19 protein-coding genes are annotated in these 22,181 nt (G+C 39.4%); 12 read left to right on the forward strand and 7 right to left on the reverse strand.

The genetic code is table 11. The features are described 5' to 3' along the window. Positions 1-4 precede the first annotated feature (4 nt). Together IPM34_09140 and IPM34_09145 are read left to right on the forward strand one after the other, a co-directional pair. Positions 5-361, forward strand: a complete 357-nt coding sequence (locus IPM34_09140) for a translation initiation factor (GenBank protein MBK8955709.1) — start codon at positions 5-7, stop codon at positions 359-361. Positions 362-467: 106 nt separating this feature from the next. Beyond that, on the forward strand, positions 468-2,837 hold the full coding sequence (locus tag IPM34_09145) for a hypothetical protein (protein MBK8955710.1): 2,370 nt from the start codon (positions 468-470) through the stop codon (positions 2,835-2,837). 33 nt (positions 2,838-2,870) lie between these two features. Here the strand turns inward: IPM34_09145 and prmC are convergent, their stop codons facing one another. After that, entirely contained in the window at positions 2,871-3,584 is a 714-nt protein-coding gene (gene prmC / locus IPM34_09150; GenBank protein ID MBK8955711.1) for a peptide chain release factor N(5)-glutamine methyltransferase, read from the reverse strand. Between the two features lie 147 nt (positions 3,585-3,731). Here prmC and IPM34_09155 point away from each other — a divergent pair, with 147 nt between their 5' ends. Beyond that, entirely contained in the window at positions 3,732-6,266 is a 2,535-nt protein-coding gene (locus IPM34_09155; protein MBK8955712.1) for a T9SS type A sorting domain-containing protein, read from the forward strand. A gap of 6 nt (positions 6,267-6,272) precedes the next feature. After that, entirely contained in the window at positions 6,273-6,770 is a 498-nt protein-coding gene (locus IPM34_09160) for a cytidine deaminase (protein ID MBK8955713.1), read from the forward strand. On the opposite strand, the gene kdsB is transcribed toward IPM34_09160, so the two are convergent. Further along, a complete protein-coding gene (gene kdsB, locus IPM34_09165; protein ID MBK8955714.1) occupies positions 6,767-7,513 on the reverse strand; it encodes a 3-deoxy-manno-octulosonate cytidylyltransferase in 747 nt (248 codons plus the stop codon). The two genes, IPM34_09160 and kdsB, sit on opposite strands and share 4 nt — an antisense overlap. A gap of 47 nt (positions 7,514-7,560) precedes the next feature. On the opposite strand from kdsB, the gene IPM34_09170 reads away from it, so the two are divergent. Next, complete coding sequence (locus IPM34_09170) at positions 7,561-8,385, forward strand: LysM peptidoglycan-binding domain-containing protein (GenBank protein ID MBK8955715.1); 825 nt, start codon at positions 7,561-7,563, stop codon at positions 8,383-8,385. A gap of 248 nt (positions 8,386-8,633) precedes the next feature. Then, on the forward strand, positions 8,634-9,992 hold the full coding sequence (locus IPM34_09175; GenBank protein MBK8955716.1) for a pyridoxal-phosphate dependent enzyme: 1,359 nt from the start codon (positions 8,634-8,636) through the stop codon (positions 9,990-9,992). Here IPM34_09175 and IPM34_09180 read toward each other — a convergent pair. Continuing rightward, on the reverse strand, positions 9,976-10,722 hold the full coding sequence (locus tag IPM34_09180) for a C40 family peptidase (protein MBK8955717.1): 747 nt from the start codon (positions 10,720-10,722) through the stop codon (positions 9,976-9,978). The two genes, IPM34_09175 and IPM34_09180, sit on opposite strands and share 17 nt — an antisense overlap. A 41-nt stretch (positions 10,723-10,763) precedes the next feature. Between IPM34_09180 and IPM34_09185 the strand changes: the two genes are divergently transcribed. After that, positions 10,764-11,822 carry a PorP/SprF family type IX secretion system membrane protein gene (locus IPM34_09185; protein ID MBK8955718.1) on the forward strand — a complete coding sequence of 353 codons (1,059 nt, stop codon included), beginning with the start codon at positions 10,764-10,766 and terminating at the stop codon, positions 11,820-11,822. Positions 11,823-11,859: 37 nt separating this feature from the next. Here IPM34_09185 and ribB read toward each other — a convergent pair whose 3' ends face one another. From ribB to IPM34_09200, 3 genes are read right to left on the reverse strand one after another with little or no spacing between them, the layout of a single operon-like run. Then, on the reverse strand, positions 11,860-12,963 hold the full coding sequence (gene ribB, locus IPM34_09190; protein ID MBK8955719.1) for a 3,4-dihydroxy-2-butanone-4-phosphate synthase: 1,104 nt from the start codon (positions 12,961-12,963) through the stop codon (positions 11,860-11,862). A gap of 1 nt (position 12,964) precedes the next feature. Beyond that, positions 12,965-14,167 carry a glycosyltransferase gene (locus IPM34_09195; GenBank protein ID MBK8955720.1) on the reverse strand — a complete coding sequence of 401 codons (1,203 nt, stop codon included), beginning with the start codon at positions 14,165-14,167 and terminating at the stop codon, positions 12,965-12,967. A gap of 14 nt (positions 14,168-14,181) precedes the next feature. Next, complete coding sequence (locus IPM34_09200; protein MBK8955721.1) at positions 14,182-15,399, reverse strand: glycosyltransferase; 1,218 nt, start codon at positions 15,397-15,399, stop codon at positions 14,182-14,184. Between the two features lie 170 nt (positions 15,400-15,569). Between IPM34_09200 and IPM34_09205 the strand changes: the two genes are divergently transcribed. The 3 genes from IPM34_09205 to IPM34_09215 are packed head-to-tail and all read left to right on the forward strand — an operon-like array spanning position 15,570 to position 17,216. After that, positions 15,570-16,223 (forward strand): ABC transporter ATP-binding protein, encoded by a 654-nt coding sequence (locus IPM34_09205; GenBank protein ID MBK8955722.1) that lies wholly within the window; start codon positions 15,570-15,572, stop codon positions 16,221-16,223. 17 nt (positions 16,224-16,240) lie between these two features. After that, on the forward strand, positions 16,241-16,837 hold the full coding sequence (locus IPM34_09210; protein MBK8955723.1) for an SCO family protein: 597 nt from the start codon (positions 16,241-16,243) through the stop codon (positions 16,835-16,837). Further along, positions 16,830-17,216: a cytochrome c gene (locus IPM34_09215; GenBank protein ID MBK8955724.1), complete on the forward strand. Its 387-nt coding sequence runs from the start codon at positions 16,830-16,832 to the stop codon at positions 17,214-17,216. Before IPM34_09210 ends, IPM34_09215 begins: the two co-directional genes overlap by 8 nt. 5 nt (positions 17,217-17,221) lie before the next feature. Here the strand turns inward: IPM34_09215 and IPM34_09220 are convergent, their stop codons facing one another. Then, complete coding sequence (locus tag IPM34_09220) at positions 17,222-19,456, reverse strand: TonB-dependent receptor (protein ID MBK8955725.1); 2,235 nt, start codon at positions 19,454-19,456, stop codon at positions 17,222-17,224. A gap of 101 nt (positions 19,457-19,557) precedes the next feature. Between IPM34_09220 and IPM34_09225 the strand changes: the two genes are divergently transcribed. Beyond that, positions 19,558-20,685, forward strand: a complete 1,128-nt coding sequence (locus tag IPM34_09225) for a hypothetical protein (protein MBK8955726.1) — start codon at positions 19,558-19,560, stop codon at positions 20,683-20,685. Next, complete coding sequence (locus tag IPM34_09230; GenBank protein ID MBK8955727.1) at positions 20,682-22,136, forward strand: magnesium chelatase; 1,455 nt, start codon at positions 20,682-20,684, stop codon at positions 22,134-22,136. Before IPM34_09225 ends, IPM34_09230 begins: the two co-directional genes overlap by 4 nt. The last annotated feature ends 45 nt before the right edge of the window (positions 22,137-22,181 follow it).

A 22,181-nucleotide genomic window follows, 5' to 3' on the forward strand; every position in this document is an offset into this window, starting at 1 on the left:
CCCCATGAAAAAGACCAAACTGGATTCGCTGTCAGATCTTGCCATGGTCTTTTCGACAAACAAATCGCATACACCAGATTCTGAAAATCAGGAATCTACTGAAAATTCCAACAAAAAACTGCAAGCTGTTCGTGTACAACTCAACACCCGTCTCAAGGGAGGTAAATCTGCCAGTATAATTTATGGCCTTGAAGAACAAGAAGATGTGTTGCAACAAATCTGCAAACAAATCAAACAGAAATGTGGTGTGGGTGGCAGTGTTAAAGATGGAGAAATCATCATTCAGGGGGATCAGGTTATTAAAATAATAGGACTTCTCAAAGAACTCGGATATACACAAACCAAAAGAAGCGGAGGATAGGTAGATGAAAAACACGGCTGTTTTAATTTTCCTTCTTTTATCTCTTCACCTACTCCAAAGTTGCAAGACGGATAAATGCGAAAGCAAGACAGATCCTTTTTCAAAAATGAGTTTCTCCGGGGGAAAACTGAACAGCAGTTTTCATGCATTTCAGTTTAAGTCCTGGCAGGATAATATCCAGCTTGATTTTTCATATGCAACAGATTTCATTGAAGCATTCAATCATTCAAAAACATCACTTCAAACAGGAGAAACGGAATCTGATCTTCCTCCATGGAATTCGATAGGTCCTTTCGACATTGCCGGTAGAAGTCTTTGTCTGGCAATGAACCCCGTAGACACTCAAATAATCTGGATGGGCTCGGCTGGTTCAGGTTTATGGCGGAGTAACAGCGGCGGACTTGGAGATCGGGCGTGGTCCTATGTTGCAACCGGATTTCCTGTTCAGTCTGTTTCTGCCATCGCATTAGATCCTTTGGAGCCGGAGACTCTTTACATTGCAACAGGTGAGAATTATTCTATGGAATTGCCGGGTAAAGGATTCCACAACAGGACATTCAGAGGAAGCAGAGGAATTGGGATATTGAAATCCACTGATGAGGGCAAAAGCTGGAAACTCATACTTAACTATTTAACGAAACCGGATCTTTGTGTTTGGAAAATTGTCATTCCCGAAGGTCAAAGCAAGATCGTATTTGCTGCCGGCAATATGGGAATTCTTAAATCTGAAGATGCAGGCGAAAACTGGTATTCTGTATTTGATACCAGTATGGTAAGTGATTTATTAGTTCAATCGGATAATCCCGGTATCCTCTACGCTGGCGTAGGGGGAATCCAGGGGAATATATATGGCTTATATAAATCCAGAGACGGTGGACAAAATTGGAACTACATTGAATCACCGGCTGGAAATCATCTGGATGGGCGTATTATGCTGGCATCCTGCAAAAGCCATCCACAGCATATTTATGCAGCCTTTGCCTCGGCATTCGAATCCAAAGGCATCTTAAGAACCACAGATGGTTTTGAAACGACAAAGTACTACGTCCCTATCAAAGACGTTAGTTCACATCAGGGTTGGTATGCAAAAAGTCTTCAGATTAAAGACGATGATCCTTCGCATTTGCTTATAGGAGGTGTTGATTTGTATTATGATTCGACGGGGACAGGCAACAAGCTCTTAAATCTCATTTATCGCAAAATAAAAATACACGCTGATTTTCACGATGTAATTTCTAATCCCAGAGATCCTAACAAAATTTATTTTGCAACAGATGGAGGCATGTACCGAAGTGATGATTTTTGCAAAACAGTGCTACAATGCAATGGTGGTTATCTGAGTACACAGGTATATAACGGTTCCATCAACAAAACCGGTACTAAAATCTTAGCTGGACTACAAGACAATAAAACGGCACTTTATGAAGATGGTGTTTGGAAAAACATTCATTTAGGCGATGGCACTTTCAACAGTTTTCATCCTGTTGATGACCAAATATTGCTGGTATCGAGCCAGTTTCAGAATTTATATCAAAGCGAAAATTCGGGTATCGATTGGAAAGAACTTTTGCCTCCAAACTCAAAATCAGCTTTTGTGGCGCCTTTCACAAGAAGTCCACTCTTGTATGATTTGATTTACTCCGGAGGAGATCAGTTTTATACCTCAGAAAACGGAGGTTTATCTTGGATAAAAAAGAATCTCACAACAAGCACTGAAAAAATTATCTGCATTCATGCTTCTAAACATCAGGCGGGTACAGTTCTGTTTGCGAGTTACGACGAGTCATCTAAAGTGTCGCGTATCTACATCAGTCCCAATAAAGGAACTACAATCAGGGAATCCTCTATTTCCTCTACAGGGGTTCTCATCCGCAAGATTTCAGGACATCCGGTCTTGCCGAATGTATTTTACGCAGCGACCTCATCTTTTGGATCCGATCCTGTTTTAATTTCAAAAGATTCAGGAATGAATTGGGAATCCGCAGGAAATCACCATTTGCCTCGGGTGCCCTGTCATTCCGTTTTAGCAGATCCTCTGAAACCAGAAACTTTGTATGCAGGTACAGACCTCGGACTTTATGTAAGTTTTGACAGCGGTCTGCATTGGGAAGCTTATAATGCACATCCTTATGATGTGGTGCCCGTCTACGATCTGATTTACGATGGGAACAAAAATAAAATTCTGGTATTCACACACGGTTTTGGAGTATTCACTTGTGAAAGGCTGGAAAAAAGCATTCCAACTAAAATTGTAATTCCAATAACGGATAATTACGAGGTTTTTTTTCGAAACAAATTAGCTGCTCATATCAACTTACCAAAAACAGGTGATTTTGAAATCATTAATTTGAATGGATCAAAAGTCCCTTTCCGGCGCATTGGTAATAAAATTTACATCGAAACTGAAGTGTCGGGAATATACTTGGCGAATCACTCCACATTTAGAAAAATAACTAAAAAGTTTATTTTACTTTGATGGATCCATAGATTTGCGATGCAAATTTTTTATTCATTTCTTACAAATCATAAATCGAGGTTTATTCAGATAATCTGTTTCCGTGTTTACTTCTTTATATGCATACTCAAGAAAGATGGATTCTATTTCCCGGACTTTAAATTCATTGAGTTCCATATAAATTGTACCCCCTTCTTTTAAAAATAGCTTTCCGAATTTAGCGATCTTTTTATAGAAGATAAGAGGATCATCACCGGGGGCAAACAAAGCCATATGAGGCTCGAAATTTAAAACACTGGATTGCATAGTTTCGGTTTCAGAATTACACACATAAGGAGGATTGCTGACAATAAGATCCCAGGGTAAATCCGGCCAGCTGCCTTCTTCCAAAAAGTCGAATTCCAAAAAATGTAGTTTTATGGACATCGAGTTTGCGTTATGTTTTGCACAATTCAACGCGGCTTCAGAATGATCAAGGGCATAAACTTCCCAGGAAGGCTTCTGCTTTTTCAGATACAAGGCTATACATCCGGAACCGGTGCCAATATCGAGAACTTTAAGATTCTCTGCAAACTGCAGCCGTTTATAAACCATAGCTGCCAATTCTTCTGTCTCTGAACGGGGAATCAATACAGAAGGATTTACCGTCAGATTTAAATTGATAAATGGGGCGCTTCCCGCAATATATTGTATGGGCTCTCCCACCAAAAGCCTTTCTACCCAATTATTAAGCCCATTATTTATTTGGATTTCATCGAATGAGCTCATTAAATCGTGATTTTGGAGGGCGATAAAGTCTAAAAAATAATTAGCTATATTATTGATTTCCTGACTGTTATATTTACTATCAAGCCTTTCCTCGAAATATTGGCACAGTTCTTGTTTTTTTAATAACATATTATAAAATATTTTAATATGTTCAAAACTCAATCCACCCAGACTCCCCTCTTTCTTAGCCCGAAAGTAATCGCTTTTTTAAGCATTTTAATATTGAATCTGCTTGCTGTGACTGGTGATTGTCAGTCAGTGGATCCATTTGGTATAAAACAACTCAGCCAGATTGAAAGAGCAAAAACAAGGCAACTCTTTTACAATATTCATCCAGGAAAGCAATCTGAAATAAAAGGATCTTCGATTATTGCTGACTTAAATCCTGATGTACAGATGGATTTAATGGAAGAATACCACCCTTTACTTAAAATATCCTTACCACAACTATCGCAAAATGGCAGTGACTTCCTCTTTACAGAATACAACTTTTATACAGAAGATTTCAATGTAAATCTGATCAGCGACCAGGGTTCGGCAAAAACTGAAGTCAATCGTGGACTCCATTTTAAAGGGATTCCAACAGATGGCTCGAGAGGATTTGCCAGTTTAAGTGTATTTACCAATGCCGTGTATGGCTCCTATACACAACAAGATGGCAAACTTTATACAGTTACGCCATTAAATGCAACTCTTGAAAAATCTGTCCAATGCTTGATAACAGACGAATCCAAATTAAACTGGGCAGAAATGGCAAACGGATGTCACACAGATGACTACCGGGATTATATGGGAAGCCAGGTTGAAATGTCAGTAAGATCTTCAGATCAATGTAAAAGAATTGAAATTTCCATTGATGTCGATTACGATCTCTATCTGAAATTAGGCAAAAATACCCAGGCTGTCAGTAATTACGTTACCGGCTTATTTAACAATGTACATACCCTATTCAGAAATGAAGGCATCAGCATTGCACTTGCGCAATTGAATATTCATGTGATGGAAGACAATTTTACACACATGAGCGCCAGCAGCGATTTGGAGTCTTTCAGAAAAAAATATGCGAACACGAACAAAACGGTTCGCTTTCTATTAAGTGGCTATTCAAAAAATGGAAAGGCAACTTTAGGAGGAATCGCCTACATCAATACAGTATGTAATTCCACATACTCCTATGCCTATGGCAATGTCTTAGGTTCATATGAACAAAGCCCGGCTTATAGCTGGGATGTCTTTGTTGTGGCACATGAACTCGGGCATACATTTGGATCCAGGCATACGCATGCTTGTGTCTGGGGGCCTCAAAAAAACAAAGCTATCGATAATTGCGCCAAACTTGAAGGCAGCTGTGCCGCTCCAGGCTTACCCAAAAAAGGAAGCATGATGAGTTATTGTTACCAGACCGGAATGCCTGGAATTGATTTCCTCGAAGGCTTTGGAACAGAGCCCGGAGCATTGATCAGATCGACAATACAAGCTGCATCATGCCTTAAATCGAGTTCACCGGAAGGCAGACCTCTGGATACCTCAAATACATCAATTTCAGCAAATGTTGAATGTTCCGATGGCATTTATACACATTATTTTTTCGATAACAACACCATCGATGCAACTGATGATATTTTGATATTGAGTATAAAAAATGATACATTCGATCTGGGAAATCTGCGCGATTCCAGCCTGGTGTTGCAACTGACCACCACAAAGAACTACGGAAGCAAAACAGCTGCTGGCATCACAGCTGCTTATGTAGCTCCCGATCAGAGTTTATTTTCTGTTAATAAATTCTGGACTATTAAAACGAAATCAAAAATCACCAAATCGCTCAAAATTCAGTTTTTGCTATCATCAAAAGATATAGCAGATTTGTCGGGATCAGCAGGATCCATAGACATCAATAAACTTATCGGAATTCAGATAAAAAGTCCGGGTTCGATCGACCCCGAAACCAATCACCAAAAAGCCACTAAAGAATTAACTAATTTCATACCGGTTTCAAACCTGGCCACAGAAAATACCATGACCCTGTTGAAACAAGCGGATGGAAATTATATGGCTGAGATTACAACCAGAAACTTTGAAAATACGGCCTTTGGAATATTTCAAGCGGCTGAAAATCCATTTGTATCCATCACCGGAATGAAAGCACAATCTGAAAACACAAATTCAACGATTGAATTTCAAACGCAATTTGAAAATAATTGCAGCCGATTCGTTCTTGAACGATCATTAAACAACAACACTTTTGATTCACTCATTTCTGTAAGTACAAAAGGCAATAGCACGGTACAGCAATCTTATGTCAAAAATTTTACCAGTGCCTTATCGGAAAAGGATGTCCTTCGCATAAAAGCTGTATCTGCACAAGGTAAAGTTTTCTATTCTCCAGCATTTGCTGCTACCGTCATTGCGCCAAAAACAGAATCACTCAGTCTTTATCCCAATCCGGTAACACAGGGAAGATTTACTTTTGAATATCATTCCTCAGCCATTGCAACGGATAGGATTGTCGTAAGCATTTTAGATAGTTATGGCAAAACACTCAGATCCTACTCTTATAATGTAAAGAATGGCAAAAATGTTTTTAATATGTACACATTCGGACTTAAAACCGGATTGTATTATCTCAGAATCATCTCGAGCACGGAAAGTGTTAAAGCCCCTTTCAACATCAGCCAGTAACATCAAATGCTTCATACAAAATTGGAAATATCGTTTCAGTACCATCGGGATTGTTCAAAGCTCAACGGTATTCAAATTCAATTACTAAATGAAGCTTTTGGTGCAACGAAAACTGCTTATGCGCCGTATTCACAGTATTTTGTGGGCGCTGCATTGGTGCTTGAAGATGGAACTATTTTAAAAGCGAGCAATCAGGAAAATGCATCCTATCCCTGTGGCATTTGTGCTGAAAGAAATCTACTGTTCTATTACGGCTCCAATTATGCATCTCATAAAATATTAAAATTAGCGATCAGCACAAAATCCAGGAATCCAACACTTCAATATCCTCCTGCCCCCTGCGGATTATGCAGACAGGTATTGGTCGAATACGAAAGAAATAATAAATCTTCTATTGAATTGATTATCGGACAGCCGGACCAGGATGTGCTTGTCTTTCCAAAATGTGAAATTCTACTTCCATTTGGATTTCTTCCTGAGCATTTAAATCCATCGCGAACTTAAAGCGAATTGTAAATCAATAAAGCCCGATCATAATCTTCTCTGGTATCAATACCAAAAGAGTTGTATTCCACGGTAGCCGTAATGATTTTTTTTCCATGCTCCAGCCACCGAAGTTGTTCGAGTTTTTCTGATTCTTCAAGATTGGAAACGGGAATTTTAGTGATTTCCAATAATGCTTCCCGCTCAAATACATAGAGACCAATATGCTTGAAAACATCAGTCGATGGAAGCGACTTAGGGTCATTGCGATGGTATGGAATTGATGAACGGCTGAAATACATGGCATAATTGTAAATATCCTTAACGACTTTTACGACATGAGGGTTAGAATAATCTTCAATATCATGGATAAGAGAAATTAAGGTTCCGATAGATGCCCTTGCGGACTGTACAACCTCAACAATATAGTCAATGGCACGGGGAACAATAAATGGTTCATCACCCTGAATATTGACTACATAGTCGTATTGATCCATAGCTCCGGCAATCTCAGCGATCCGGTCAGTTCCGCTTTGATGGTCAGACCGACTCATATACACTTCTCCATTCCACGATTTCACATGTTCATAAATGCCTTCGTGATCGGTTACCACGGCTATACCATCCAAGGTCTGGCAAAGAAGTGCTTTATCGTAAACTGATTTTAATATGCTGCTCCCGCCCAGGGGCAACAGCAGTTTTCCCGGCAAACGACTCGAAGCATACCGTGCAGGTATTAAACCAATTGTTTTATGATGCGTCATATTATAATAAAATATAATATATTTGTACTTAAATATCAGGTCTAAATATGAAAATTAACCATTTTTTCAGCCTTCAAAACCGAGTGTGTTTTAGCATGTTGCTCCTTTTATTATCTCCTCAGGTCCAGGCGCAAGTTATTGAGATTCAAAGAAATTCAAAACCGGATGGAGTGCTTTATTTTGAACATCAGGTCAAAAAAGGAGAAACAGCCTTCGGACTGGCTAAAAAATACAGGATTATCCTGGAGGAATTTTTGACTCTCAATCAGAGTCCTCTTTTACCTGGTTTAAATGAAGGCGGGATCGCTAAAATTCCATTTCATACGGAGACCCTTAGTTTGGATTCTTCCAAACAAGCTATCCCACTTTATTACAGAGTCATGCCAAAAGATAATTATTATGCATTGGCTCACAGGATTCTTAAAATTCCTGAGTCCCAGTTGACAAATCTCAACCCTCAATTCAATTCAGGCCTTCAGGCTGGTGCCCTTTTGAAGCTTGGGTACTTAAAATTGTCTGAACCTGTTGAAGAACTTCTTACAAAAGAAGTCCCTTTACCAGATCCCGAACCTTACTTTGAAAACCCCGATTATTCCGTAAATTCAATCTCCAAAAGGGGCCTGGCTTTTGTGGAAATGAAAGGCCTTGGCGAAGGTCGCTATTTTGCATTACATGCCACAGCACCTATAGAATCCCAAATTCTCGTAACCAATCCCATCAATAACAAGGCTATTCCTGCCAAAGTGATCGGACGAATACCTCCCATCTATGAAAAATCAGTGATGGTTGTCGTTTCATCAAGTGTTGCTTATGCGCTGGGAATACCTGATAAGCGCTTTTATGCCCAAATAATCTATCAAAAAAACAACTAAAACCAATTTTAAATATCCGGGCATTTTATCGGATTACTTTATATTTTTAATCTCATGAGCCTGCCAGGCTTTGGACTAAATCAAATCAAACGACAATAAGAGCAGTTATCAGAAGGAACCATTTGCTTTTGAAGCCAATCAGTCAAAGGATTCGTTAAGTGGCTGTTTTTTCTTCAAGTCCATTAAAATTATTTCCATTTTTGCACAAAATCCCAGCCGGATAAATTCATTTGTCAAGCACATAACTTATGCATTATTATAAAAATATACTGGAAGCTATTGGAAATACTCCCTTAATCCAATTAAACAAGTCTGTAATGGGCGTCCCTGCTACTGTCCTGGCGAAAGTGGAAACTTTCAATCCGGGTCATTCCATCAAAGATCGCATGGCCGTTAAGATGGTTGACGATGCTGAAGCCTCGGGAAAGTTGAAGCCAGGAGGTACCATCATTGAATGTACCAGCGGCAATACAGGGATGGGACTTGCTTTAGTAGCTTGCGTCAGAGGCTATAAATGTATTTTTACGACTTCCGACAAGCAGTCTAAAGAAAAAATTGACATGCTTAAAGCAATGGGTTCGGAAGTTATTGTGTGTCCAACAAACGTAACTCCGGAAGATCCGAGATCTTATTACTCGGTTGCCCGCAAACTCAGCGAAGAAATCCCAAATTCGTTTTGGTGTAATCAATACGACAACCTTTCCAATGCAGCAGCACATTATAGAAGTACCGGTCCAGAGATCTGGAAGCAAACCGACGGCAAGATCACACATTTAGTCGTTGGTGTCGGAACCGGAGGAACCATTTCAGGCGTTGCAAAATACCTGAAAGAAATGAATCCCAACATTCAGGTATGGGGAATTGATACCTATGGTTCGGTCTTCAAAAAATATAAAGAGACAGGCATCTTTGACGAAAAAGAAATTTATCCTTACATCACAGAAGGTATCGGAGAAGACATCCTTCCAAAAAATGTAAACTTTGATTTGATCGATCTCTTTGAAAAAGTAACAGATAAAGATGGCGCTTTAGCAGCAAGGAAACTGGCCAGAGAAGAAGGTTTACTTTTGGGTTATTCGGCAGGTTCTGCCTTAGCGGGTCTCCTGCAATTAAAAGCGAAACTTAAACCTACTGATCTGGTTGTTTTGATCTTTCACGATCATGGCAGCAGGTATATAGGTAAAATTTACAACGATGACTGGATGATTGAACGTGGCTTCCTGACCAAAGACAAAACCATAGCAGATTTATTGAGGTCTAAAACTGATAAAACATTTTATTCCATTGCCCCGAAAGAATCGATTCGCAATGTACTCAGCATCATGAAGCGACACGATATTTCACAATTACCGGTAATTGATGGGCAGGATATTGTTGGCACCGTTTCAGAAAATACCGTCCTTAATTTTATTCTTGAAAATCCATTAAATCATCCCGATAAAGAAGTATCCACCATCATGACAGAGCCTATGCCTCTGTTAAAAAAAGAAACCACCCTCAGCACATTGAACAAATATTTTACAGAGAAATGCCCTGGTATCATTACTCAAGATGATAGCGGACAGTACAATGTGATTACCAAATACGATATCATCCGGGCCTTGTGATCCGCTTGGTAAATAGATATTTATGCGTGTAGGCTTGTTTGTTTAGATCCCATATTCCCTGAAAGTCAAACGAATCGACCCGCACATGTCCGGAAGCATGCAAAATTTTTCCGGGTTCAATGATGATGCCTACGTGATTCACTTTCGTGCCATGGTTTCCATCAAAAAAAACGAGATCCCCGGGTAGCTGTTGATCGAGTATCATGTCATCACCTTGCAATGCCTGATCTTTTGCATCCCGCGGCAAAGCAATTCCGGCAAGCCTGGCATACAGCTGAACTAATCCGCTGCAATCAATTCCAAAGATGGTTTTACCTCCCCATAAATACGGTACCCCTTCAAATGCAGCTTTAATCCATTGCAGACTTTCCATCAGACTTACTTCTGAACTTGCTTTTCCCATGTACAACTTACATTCTGAAAAATGCAGATAACTCCCCATCGGAATATTTAATTTTCTGTTGGATATTTCAACACCTGCCGTAGCAGAAACAATGATTTGTTTCATTTCCGTATATGCACGTTCCAACAAATATTCCGGTCGGTTTTCTATCCATCCCTGGTATTGATCTTCTAAAGAACGAACGCATATCCAACTGCCTGATGTATCAATGATCTCAATAAAGTCGCCAAACAGCAACTGATTCACCATTTCCGATTTGTGGTCAGGCCATTTACGCACGGCAATGACTGAGATCGCAACTGTTAATTTCCCGTCAGATACCTTCATTCCGTATACTTTGATTTATCTTTACCCAACTTTATTATTTTATGTTTCGTTTATTTTTAACCTTGGCTTTCGTGAGTTATTTCTCAGGACCATCCATTTTTTGCCAAGATATTATTTTTTCGCAATTTAATTCGGTTAACCTTTATTACAATCCAGCATTTACAGGTTCATTTCCAGGAAACTTTAGGGTCAGTTCTTCTTATAGAAATCAATGGATTGGATTGCAGGATCAACCGCTCACACAACTCATCATCTCAGGAGATATCAAATTTAGTTTTGGCTATGATAGTCCCCTCAAGGATTATATTGGAGCCGGGGTATTTTTTAATACAGACCGTTCACAGGTTTTCGACTGGAATACAAACGAAATGGCTATTCAGATGGCCTACCATAAATTGTTGAATAAAAACAACCGAAGTTTTATAACCGGAGGTCTTGGGTTTGGAGTAAGACAACGTTCTGTCAATTACGATAATTTATATTTTGAAGATCAGTTTAACGGACTCGATAAGTATAACGGAACTTCATCAGAATTGCTTCCGGCCAATATCCACGCTTCACCTACTTTCAATTTAGGATTGCAATACCAGACCTTCTTAAGTAAAAAAACACATCTGCAGTTGGGTCTTTCCGCACAAAAAATTCTGGGGAATGAGTTTTCTTTTTACAATAATTTCGATAATACAGATTACATAGGAACAAAAGAAAATGAAGCTTTTAAAAATATTCTCTTCATCACAAACCTCACATACCGGTACAATAATTTTGAAGAAATTTATCCAAAACTATTGGTTCATTTGCAAGGTCCTCACGGCATCATAATAACGGGAATTTCTTACCGGAAGGCATTTCAGAAATCTAATCAAAGCGCTTTTCATACCGGGATTAGTGCCCGTACAGCAAAAAGTGAATCTTCACTTGCAGTGACGGATCTTGGACTGCAACTGGGTTTAGAACTAGGAAATTTTATGATCGGCCTGAATTATGATTTCGGAATTGCAGACCTTACCCGTTACAAATCTCCAACGCAATCCTTTGAATTGAGTCTTCGTTTAATGGGCGAATACGACAATCAGTATAATCTTGCACCCCGGTTTTGACGGTACATAAATTTCGACCTCATGTAAACGGGGGTATTCAATAATTTAAGTAGCTCAAAATTTCTAAGCCGAAAGCTTCCAGACTTATAGTCTTCCGAGGATGATTTGATAAAACGATCATTTTACCTACGTTTAGATCTTTAAGGATTTGCGCACCGATGCCGATTTCGCGTTGATGTTGTTCCACTAAAGCACCATATGGAACTTCGCTCTCACCCGTTAAACGCTTCAAGGGATCATCTGAACGATTCTGGTTGGTTATCATGAGCAGTATGGCCTCAGGAAAAGCATTCAACGCCGTAAAAGCCCGCTTTATTAAACTCTGATCACCCTGTACAAACAAATCAAACCATTCGACTAATGCATCAGAATGCTGAACTCTGACATAACAGGTATTCTCTGATTGAATGTTCCCTTTTACAAATGCAAAATGTAGGTCATTCGTATTGATTTGTCTGTATTGAATCAACCTGTAAGTCTCCCCATCCACTTTACAATTTATTGACTTTTCAGCTTTGATAAGTCTTTCGCTTCGCAAGCGGTATTCAATTAAATCGTGAATGGAAATTATTTTTAGCCCGAACTGCTTTGATTTCTCGAACAATTGTGGCAATCTGGCCATGGACCCGTCGTCGTTGAGAATTTCAATCAATGCACCTGCAGGAGCCATTCCCGAAAGTTTCGCAAGATCCACAACTGCTTCCGTATGTCCGGCTCGCTGCAGAACGCCTCCAGGTTTAGCCCGTAAAGGAAAAATATGGCCGGGTCTGGCAAAATCTTCTTTTGAAAATGCATCATTCGCCAATGCTTGAATTGTTAAACATCGATCGTGTGTAGAAATGCCGGTGGTACATCCTTTGCCGATGAGATCAACAGAAACGGTAAAGGCAGTTTCATGCAAGGAAGTATTATTTCTTACCATCAGCGGAAGATTCAGTAGATCGGCCCTGGTTTCCTCAAGCGGCGCGCAAAGCAATCCCCTTCCCTGAAGTGCCATAAAATTAACAAGCTCGGGTGTTATGGTTTCTGCTGCACAGATAAAATCGCCTTCATTTTCTCTGTCTTCATTATCGACAACGATCAACAATTTTCCTTCTTTAAAATCTGCGATAGCTTCTTCAATCGTATTAAACATCGACATGTTACATTGTTCTTTTAGGTGGTTGCCAGGTACTTTGCTGTATACCCCTCAAATATCTGTAGAATCCAACCAATACTGCAATATTCATAAAAATAAAATATCGCCAGGCGCGCAGCAATTGAATTTTAATATGAAATTTTGCCAGTATATAATCTATAAAAGGCAAAAAGCCAATTACAAAAGTCATGAGTATAAAAGCAAACGAATAAATAGAATATCCTTGTAAAGCCAGTATGCCACAGATCAGAAAAAACAACAACACGTTTATCGGGAATAACCATCTCATTACTTTATGAGAAATAAAAACGAATGCAAGACGAAAACCCATTTGCAATATCCTGGGAAGAAAAATTTGCAAATTTTGAAAATTACCCGAAGCGATTCTTCTCTTTCTGTTAAATTCTTCTTTTAGATTATCGGGAATGTGCTCATAACAAACAGCCTGATGATTCGTTATACTCAGTCCTTTATCCAGCATAGCTCTCATCGAAATGTAAAAATCATCTACCAGCAATCCAGCGGGCAATTCACTGCTGTAGGTCGAGCGCAAAGCATAACAGCCGCCAAAAGCACCCATGGAAAGACCCCATAAATCACCTTCCATCTTTTTTAACCAAATCTCCAGATTCATGTATACTTTTTCGGATTCGCCTATCCCATACAGCTGTTCGGTTCGTTGAATAATTCGGGAATCGACCAATGCCACTTTAGGATTCTGAAATGGAACTACGATATGCCGCAGTGTGCTTTCATTTAAAAAAATATTAGCATCCGTATAAACCAAAATATGGGTGGATTCCGATTTATTTTCATTCAAAACAAACTTGGTAAGGCGGTTAATAACATTTGTTTTTCCTGATCGGTCGCTGTATAACTGAATGACAACCTGTTCGTTCGTTTCGGCTATGTTTTTGAGAATCTCGTTTGAACGGTCAGTCGAACCATCGGAACCTATATATATTTTTAGCAGGTGTTTGGGATAATCTGAATTGAGCACAGACTCAATCTTTTTTTGTATGACTGCTTCTTCATTATAAACAGCGATGATGCAGGAGATCCTGAATGCAGGATCTGTGTTTAATTCCTGTGCACGTCCCTTCCCCTGAAATTTATATAAGCAATAAATGATGAAAGGATAAAGTACATAGGGATAGATAATGAACAGAAATAAAGCAGGAAGTAAGCATTCTAGTATTGGAGTCATACAGAATATGCCCACTATTTAATATGCGTTGCAAGCACTTTTTTATAAGCTTGATGAAGCTTCAAACCAAGTTTCTGATTATCAAAGTGAGATTGAACAAATTTATGCGCTTTTTCACCAATTTTCTGCAATTGATCCGGATTGTCATAACAATATTGGATACTTTTAATCATATCTTCAACACTGTTGGCAATAATCACTTCCTGCATGTGTTTAGCCGCAATGCCTTCCAAACCAATGGAAGTTGTGATAACGACCCTGCCTAATGCCATTGCTTCCAGAATTTTTACGCGGATACCCGATCCTGCAAAAATGGGGACAATCATAATTGGATAATTCTTAATAAAAGCTTTAGCATCTGCCACGTCGCCATAATATTTAATGGGCAAATTTGTAAACGCCTTCAAATCGTCGGGTGCATTCCGTCCAGCAAAGTGAAAGCTGAGTTCAGGAAAGGATTTGTGCAACTCAGGCCAGGCTTTTTTAAGAAACCAGCGAACTGCTTCAGCATTGGGTAGCCAATCCAAAGATCCTATAAAAGATAAAGCCAGAGGCTTTCTGAAAACATCGTAATCCACAGGATATAAATTCATATTTAATCCCACCGGACTGGCAGTACACCCATTTTTATAACCCAAAGATCTGAATTGCACCAGATCCCTATCGGTAATGGCCACAAGAAAATCGTAATCGTTGAGGATTTCCAACTCGTAATTCTTCAGTTTTTTACTTAAGTAACTGAGATATATTTTTTTAGGAAGAAAGTTTACCTGATCTGCAATGCGCAACCAAATCTCATGCTCAATATTGTGGGCTCTCAATACAATAATCGCATTGGAATACTTCTTCATATCCTGTATGAAAGGCGCCAGGTAAAGTGTTTCGAGCTGAATAATATCGTAGCTGTTGTTTTTTAACATGTTGATCAGCACCGTTCTGAATTCTTCAGAAACAAATCTGCTGATGTTATAAGATTCTTTGCTGAATAAATTTAAAAATGCTTCATGCCATTTAATCCTGTTGTCGACTTCAACACACTGGATTTCCTTGTAATAAGATAATTCTTCGGGAAAATTGTTTTTGATTTCAACAAAATGCTTGGTGGTGTTCATGGCTAACAAACTCATTTCACAACCGGCATCTGAAAGGGCTTTACTCATCTGCAAGATGGCTATCGACTCTCCGTCCTTGGAAGGAAATGGAAATTTCTTACAAACTTGCAGGACTTTCATACAATAAAATTCACCTTTGTTCGATAGCGCCACAAAATTAATGCAAGGCAGCAATTAATCTAGTAATAACATATTCATAACTCATCTATTATTCCTTTTAGTATATAGATCCATAATTAACTTTGCAATATCTTGAACCGTACTTTTGTGTAAGCAAAAAGCATATGTATATTATTGATTGTCATAATATAATAAAGAATTACCAAAATTTAAATGTTTTAAAAGGAGTCCACCTAAGGGTTTCTGAAGGAGAGCTGATCAGTATTCTGGGGGCTTCAGGTGCAGGTAAAAGCACTTTGTTAAATATCATTGGCACATTAGATAAACCCGATGGAGGGACTGTAAAACTGTTTAATCGGGATATCTCCGAATTAAAAGCAAGGCAATTGGCGATCTTACGGAACAGAGACATCGGGTTTATTTTTCAGTTTCACCACCTTCTTCCCGAATTTACAGCGTTGGAGAACGTTGCAATGCCTGCTTACATAGCCTCCAGGAATACTACCGAGGCCAACGCCGAAGCAGCACAATTGCTGGAAAAACTCGGTCTCCGGGAACGGATGCACCAAAAACCCGGAGAGCTGTCCGGTGGAGAGCAGCAAAGGGTCGCTTTGGCAAGAGCTGTGATCAATAAACCTAAAATACTTTTAGCAGATGAACCCACCGGAAACCTGGACCAGCAAAATGCCATTCAGGTTTTAGACCTGATCCTTACTTTCAAAAGAGATTACGGAATGACTACTCTCATTGTAACCCATGATAAAGAAGTTGCTGCACAGGCAGACCGCAGCATTCTCATGAAAGATGGCCTTATTGTAGAATAAACTTAATTTGTATACGCATGCGCTTCCTGTTATTTCTATTTATTTCCTCTTGGTTTTTCTCTTGCTCTGAAAAAAAACTACCGGTCATTGGCTTTCGAGAAGTAATTGATGGAAAAACCGTTTATGCCGTCATCCCTGATTTTACATACGACAACCAACACGGAACTCAATTAAGCAGAAGCGACTTAAAAGGGAAAATACATATTGCAAATTTCTTTTTCACTTCTTGCCCGACGATATGTCCGAAGACCATGAGAAGTATGGTTCGTATTGCAAATCATTTTGGTCCGGATCCTTCCATACAATACATATGTTACAGCATCGATTTCAGGAAAGACAGTGTGCCCAGGCTGAAGGAATATTATGAAAAACTCGGTATCGATTTTCCTAATTTTCATTTACTCCGAATGCCAGACAAGGATGAATTAAAACGGGTTCCTCAAAAATATTTGAGTATAGCAATGGAAGATTCAACTGCTGCAGGAGGTTTTGATCATAGTGGATGGTTGCTATTGGTCGACAAAGATCTCCACATCAGATCCTATTGTCTCGGAACGGATGACAAAGAAGTCGATCGATTCATAAAAGATATAGGAATTCTCATGCATGAATAATAAGTTAGCGTTGTATTATTTCTGTCTTTTTTTTTGTGCCTGTTCGTTATCTCCGGAAACTTACAAGCAAGGTAAAGCACTTTACTTAACACATTGTGCCTCTTGTCACGGCAATTCCATGGAAGGATTGGGCCAACTCTACCCCGCACTCTCGAATTATGAAAAATTAATTCATAAACCGGATGAGCTGGCTTGTCTAATTTATCATGGAAAGAACAACACCACAGAAAATAATACACTTGGACTATCCATGCCTGCTTTCCAAAAGCTGTCTGCTATTGAAATTAATAACATCCTTAATTATATGAATGCATCACATTGGAAACTGCCTGAATTTCCTTTGGATCAAACCGAAACCCGGTTGAATTCTTGCAAATAATTCAGTTAAAAATGAAATGCTACCACCATGGACGGCAAAATCCTGAGTTGGTTCACTCTACGATTTTCAATGACATTAAAGTAAAATATATTTTCCCGGTCATATGCATTTGTAACTGCCGCGGTAATATCAAAGTAGCTGTTTTTATTCAGATTAATCTGCCTTTTAACAGACAAATCCAGGCGGTGGTAATAGGGCAATCTTCCTGAATTTATTTTATCAGAATAAATCACTCCAATTGGCGCATTTTCTATGCCAAAGACCGTTTCCAGTCCTTTTGGTAATTTATTATCTTCAAAGAAACCCTGAATTTTTGTAAAGGCAAATCCACTTCCCAAATTCCATCGCAAACCGGCTTGCCACAATTTATTTCTACCAAATTTATAATCGATGACTACATTCATGTTATGCCTTCTGTCGAATAAAGCGGGAAATTCCTGAACTCCATCATACCGGTTTACAAAGCCCAAACTATATCCCAACCAAAGACTCCAGTTTACCCAGCTCGATTTAAGGAGTATATCCAATCCGTAAGCTTCTCCTTCTTCTTTGGTGTAATTGGATTCGGCTATCGTGAGTTTACTTCTGTTGAGTGCATACAGCGTATTGAAATCTTTATAATATGTTTCAACATTCAGGTCCATACGTTCAGTTAAGTCGTATTCAAATCCGACAACCGCATGACTTGCTTTGATCAGATCCGGACTGGTCACAAAACCCACAAATAAATTGACGATATCGCGTTCACTTACCGAACTCATCAGGCTCTGTGTATATAATCCACCTGCTGCTTTTAACCTGAAGTCATTACTGATGTTGTACTTCAATCCTAACCGGGGTTCTATCGCAGATTTTTTAAGGGAGGCATAATACTGCAATCTTAAACTGGGATCGATAACGAGATCTCCAAACACTTTGCGATATTTAAAATACCCTGCCAACTCCGTGTTGTTCTCTTTAATATCTATTGGGATCTGCCTAAAATTAGTAAAATTAAAATCTGTGGTGTTTGCATTAAATTCTACTCCATAACGAACTTCAGAATTTTTTCCAAAATAAGTAAAATCAAAATTGGCTTGTAGTCCTTTCAATTCACTGGACCTGGGCTCTTCGTTAATTTCGTCAAGCTCTATCAAATATTTGGAATATGCAATATTTCCGGAAACGATCAGAGTCGAATTGTTCGGTATCAATTTAAAATTAGTTCCAAAACCAATGTTTTTCCAATTCAGGTCCGCCAATCCCTGGAAGGCTACTTGATCGTTGAAACTGAATCCAAATAAATTCAAGCTGCTTCCGTTTCCTGAAATCGAACTGATTTTACCATAAAAATCATCAAATTCAAAGGGTAGGTTTTTGGCGCCTTCATCTAGCGCATACTTATATAAACTTTCAGAGGTCTTGTGTATGAATGATTTTTTTCCCGTCAATAAATAGGATGTACTGCCGTTTCCACCTTCTTTGAATTTTGCAATGGGACCTTCTAACAATACTTTCGCCATAAAAGGGCTTCCCGAAATAATTCCCGCCGGTCTGGTCTTGTTGCCTTCCCTGGTTTTAATATCTACGATCGCTGATATCCGTCCACCATACTCTGCAGGAAAACCACCGGTGAGAACCTCCACAGAGCGTATGGCCTCCGTTTCGAAAACACTAAATAGCCCAATGCTATGAAAAGGATTAAAAATAGTCATTCCATCGAGCAGGATCCGGTTTTGAACAGGGGATCCTCCCCTGATGTAGATCTGGCCGCCCTGGTCGCCAGTACTTACAACTCCCGGAATGATCTGCAAATATTGGGCAATATCAGCTTCACCTCCGGTGGAGGGCAATGCTTTTATTTCCTTTGGGGTAACGGTCAGAGCCGATATTTTAACCTCTGTTCTGGCTTGTTGCTTTTTGCCTGAAACGCTAACTTCACCAAGTATGGTTGCTGACTCATTGAGTTGAATTTGTTTGTTGATGATCTGGGTGCCCCGGATGGTAATCGATGTTTGAAAAGTATCGAATCCCAGATAAGTGACTATAAGTTTATACTCACCTGCCGAAATTCCAGCAATGCTGAAAAATCCAACCTGGTCTGAAACATCCCCATAATTAGTCCCCTCCAGATAAATAGTTGCAAAGCTCAGGGGCTCCCCCGTTGTTTTGTTATAAACATTTCCCCGGAGGGATGCTTTTTGAGAGAAACCAATAGCGGCAAAGCCAATACTCAACAAAATCAATATAAATCTTAACATTTTTTCAGGAATAAGCAGGTCAAAAGTACAGTTTATCAACTAGAATTGGACAATTCATACCCGATAATAAACGAATTAAAGGGTTGAATGTTAGATACAGGGTGAGAAAACAAACTAAACAAAACTATCAGGGGGTCAGATTCTATTACCAGGCCTTGGCAAATGGCCGTGAAAATGGGTTTCAGCGCTTATTTTCATTATTTAATGACATTTTCCTGGCAACTTCCGGCGATTTGAAAAGCAGCTTTCAGTGGCTGAACGATATCGACCGGAATTTTGGAATATTTACTGAGAATTACAGACTGCCAGATTTTATTGAAGATTTGAAAAGAAAGGGCTTTACAGTTAACGATCCTGATGATGTGTCCATGCTTTCAGCCAGTTCAAAATTTGAAATCAATTTACGGGAACTGGCATTTAGAAATCTCTTTGGAAAGCTGAGTCGCGGTAAAGGTGGTAAACACCTGAGCAGGCACACTGGAAAAGGAGATGAAATCAACCAGGATTTGCGCTCATTTCAATTTGGTGATTCCTACTCCCAAATTGAAGCAACGGAAACGCTTAAAAATTTGATGATCCGAAACGGAATGGCGGATACACCATTGAATGAATCAGACCTCACTGTTTACGATAGCTATCAATCCGTTTCCTGCTGTACGGTGCTCATGATTGACATTTCGCATTCCATGGTTCTCTACGGCGAAGACCGGATTACTCCTGCAAAGAAAGTCGCCCTGGCTCTGACGCAAATGATCCAATCCTGTTACCCCAAAGACCAATTGCATATTGTTGTGTTTGGCGATGATGCCTGGTCCATTCCGGTATCAGAAATACCATACATTGAGGTTGGTCCCTATCATACCAATACGGTAGATGGCTTAAATCTTTCTTTAACGCTGCTCAACAAGTCCAGATGTCCCAATAAAAATATTATGATGATCACCGATGGGAAGCCAAGTTGTATAAAACGCGGAAAAGAGTATTATAAAAATCCTTATGGACTGGATCCATACATCATCAGACGTACCTTATCCATGGCCCGCAAATGCCGTAAACAGCATATTGACATTACTACATTTATGTTGACCTCTGATCCCTATCTGGTCGAATTTGTGGACCGGTTTTCCAAAGAAGCTCAGGGAAAAGCACTTTACACACAATTGGATAATCTCGGACAACAAATTATGATCCATTACCAAAACAACAGGAAAAAAAATTCAGGAAAATGAAAAACACTACCATTGGAACACTTAAAAAATCAGGCTATACGTATCTGCCGGTTAAAGAAGAAATTAAAAAAAACCTGAAAATCAAACTCGAACAAGGAGAAGATTTATTTCCCGGAATTTACGGCTATGAAACAACCGTGATCCCGGATATCGTGAGAGCATTATTGAGTGGACATAATATATTGTTTCTCGGACTCCGGGGGCAGGCAAAAACCAAGCTTGCAAGAATGATCGTAAACCTGCTGGATGATTATATTCCTGTGGTTGAAGGTTCCGAAATTAACGATCATCCTTTTCACCCGATCAGCAGATATGCAAAAGACAAAATTGAAAAACTCGGAGACGAAACACCTGTAACCTGGCTTCATAGATCAGACCGCTATGTTGAAAAACTGGCTACACCGGACGTGTCCATTGCTGATCTGCTCGGCGATCTCGACCCGATCAAAGCCCTGTCTCTTAAAACCGGATTCGACAATGAGTATTCCATCCATTATGGGTTGATCCCGCGTTCCAACCGATCCATCTTTGCCATTAACGAACTTCCGGATTTGCAAGCCCGAATTCAGGTTGCATTATTGAATATCCTGGAAGAAAATGATATCCAGATCCGGGGTTTTAAACTCAAATTGCCCCTTGATTTGTTTTTTGTTTTTACTGCAAACCCTGAAGATTATACTCAAAGGGGAAATATCATTACCCCTCTTAAAGACCGAATTGAAAGTCAAATTTTGACGCATTATCCCGAAGGCATTCAAGTGTCCTTGCAAATCACTGAACACGAAGCCAAACTCAGCGATTTTCAAAGAAAATATATTAGAATTCCTGGCGTGCTTCAGCAAATAGTAGAGCAAATTGCATTTTCAGCCAGAGAAAGCGAATTGATCGATGAGAAGAGCGGTGTTTCCGCGAGAATGAGCATTGCGGCCCGCGAATTACTCTATAGCGCTGTTGAACGTCGCATGCTCATCAATAAAGAAAAAACGGCTGTTGCACGTTTGTCTGATCTGTTATCGGTAGTTCCTGCTTTGACTGGCAAAATGGAACTCGTATTTGAAGGAGAACAACTCGGTGCATATGAAGTTGCTTTGACGCTGATCAATGATGCGATCCAAAAGCAAATTGTGCAGTATTTTCCGAAAGTTCAGGAGTTGAAGAAAAAACTTAATCCGAAATATCTGGATTCTTACAATTGGTTCGCCAAAGGGAATGAAATCATACTCGATGCAGATGCTTCTTCAGCAGCATATAAAAATGTATTGCAGAAAATACCAGGGACTGAATCCCTGGTGCAAAGTTTTGATAAAGATGACAGACTCTTTGGAATAGAATGCTTATTGCACCACATCGCCTCTGCCAATACCATTCAAAAAGACTGGATGGACAACCGAATCATATTTAAAGATCAATTGGCAAGCATGCTCAATGATCTCAATATTGAATCGAACTGAGTTCCATTTTAGAAGAAAAGTCTAATTCAGCGGAAAATATCTGCC

The organism is Saprospiraceae bacterium (assembly GCA_016716185.1).
Lineage (GTDB): Bacteria > Bacteroidota > Bacteroidia > Chitinophagales > Saprospiraceae > Vicinibacter.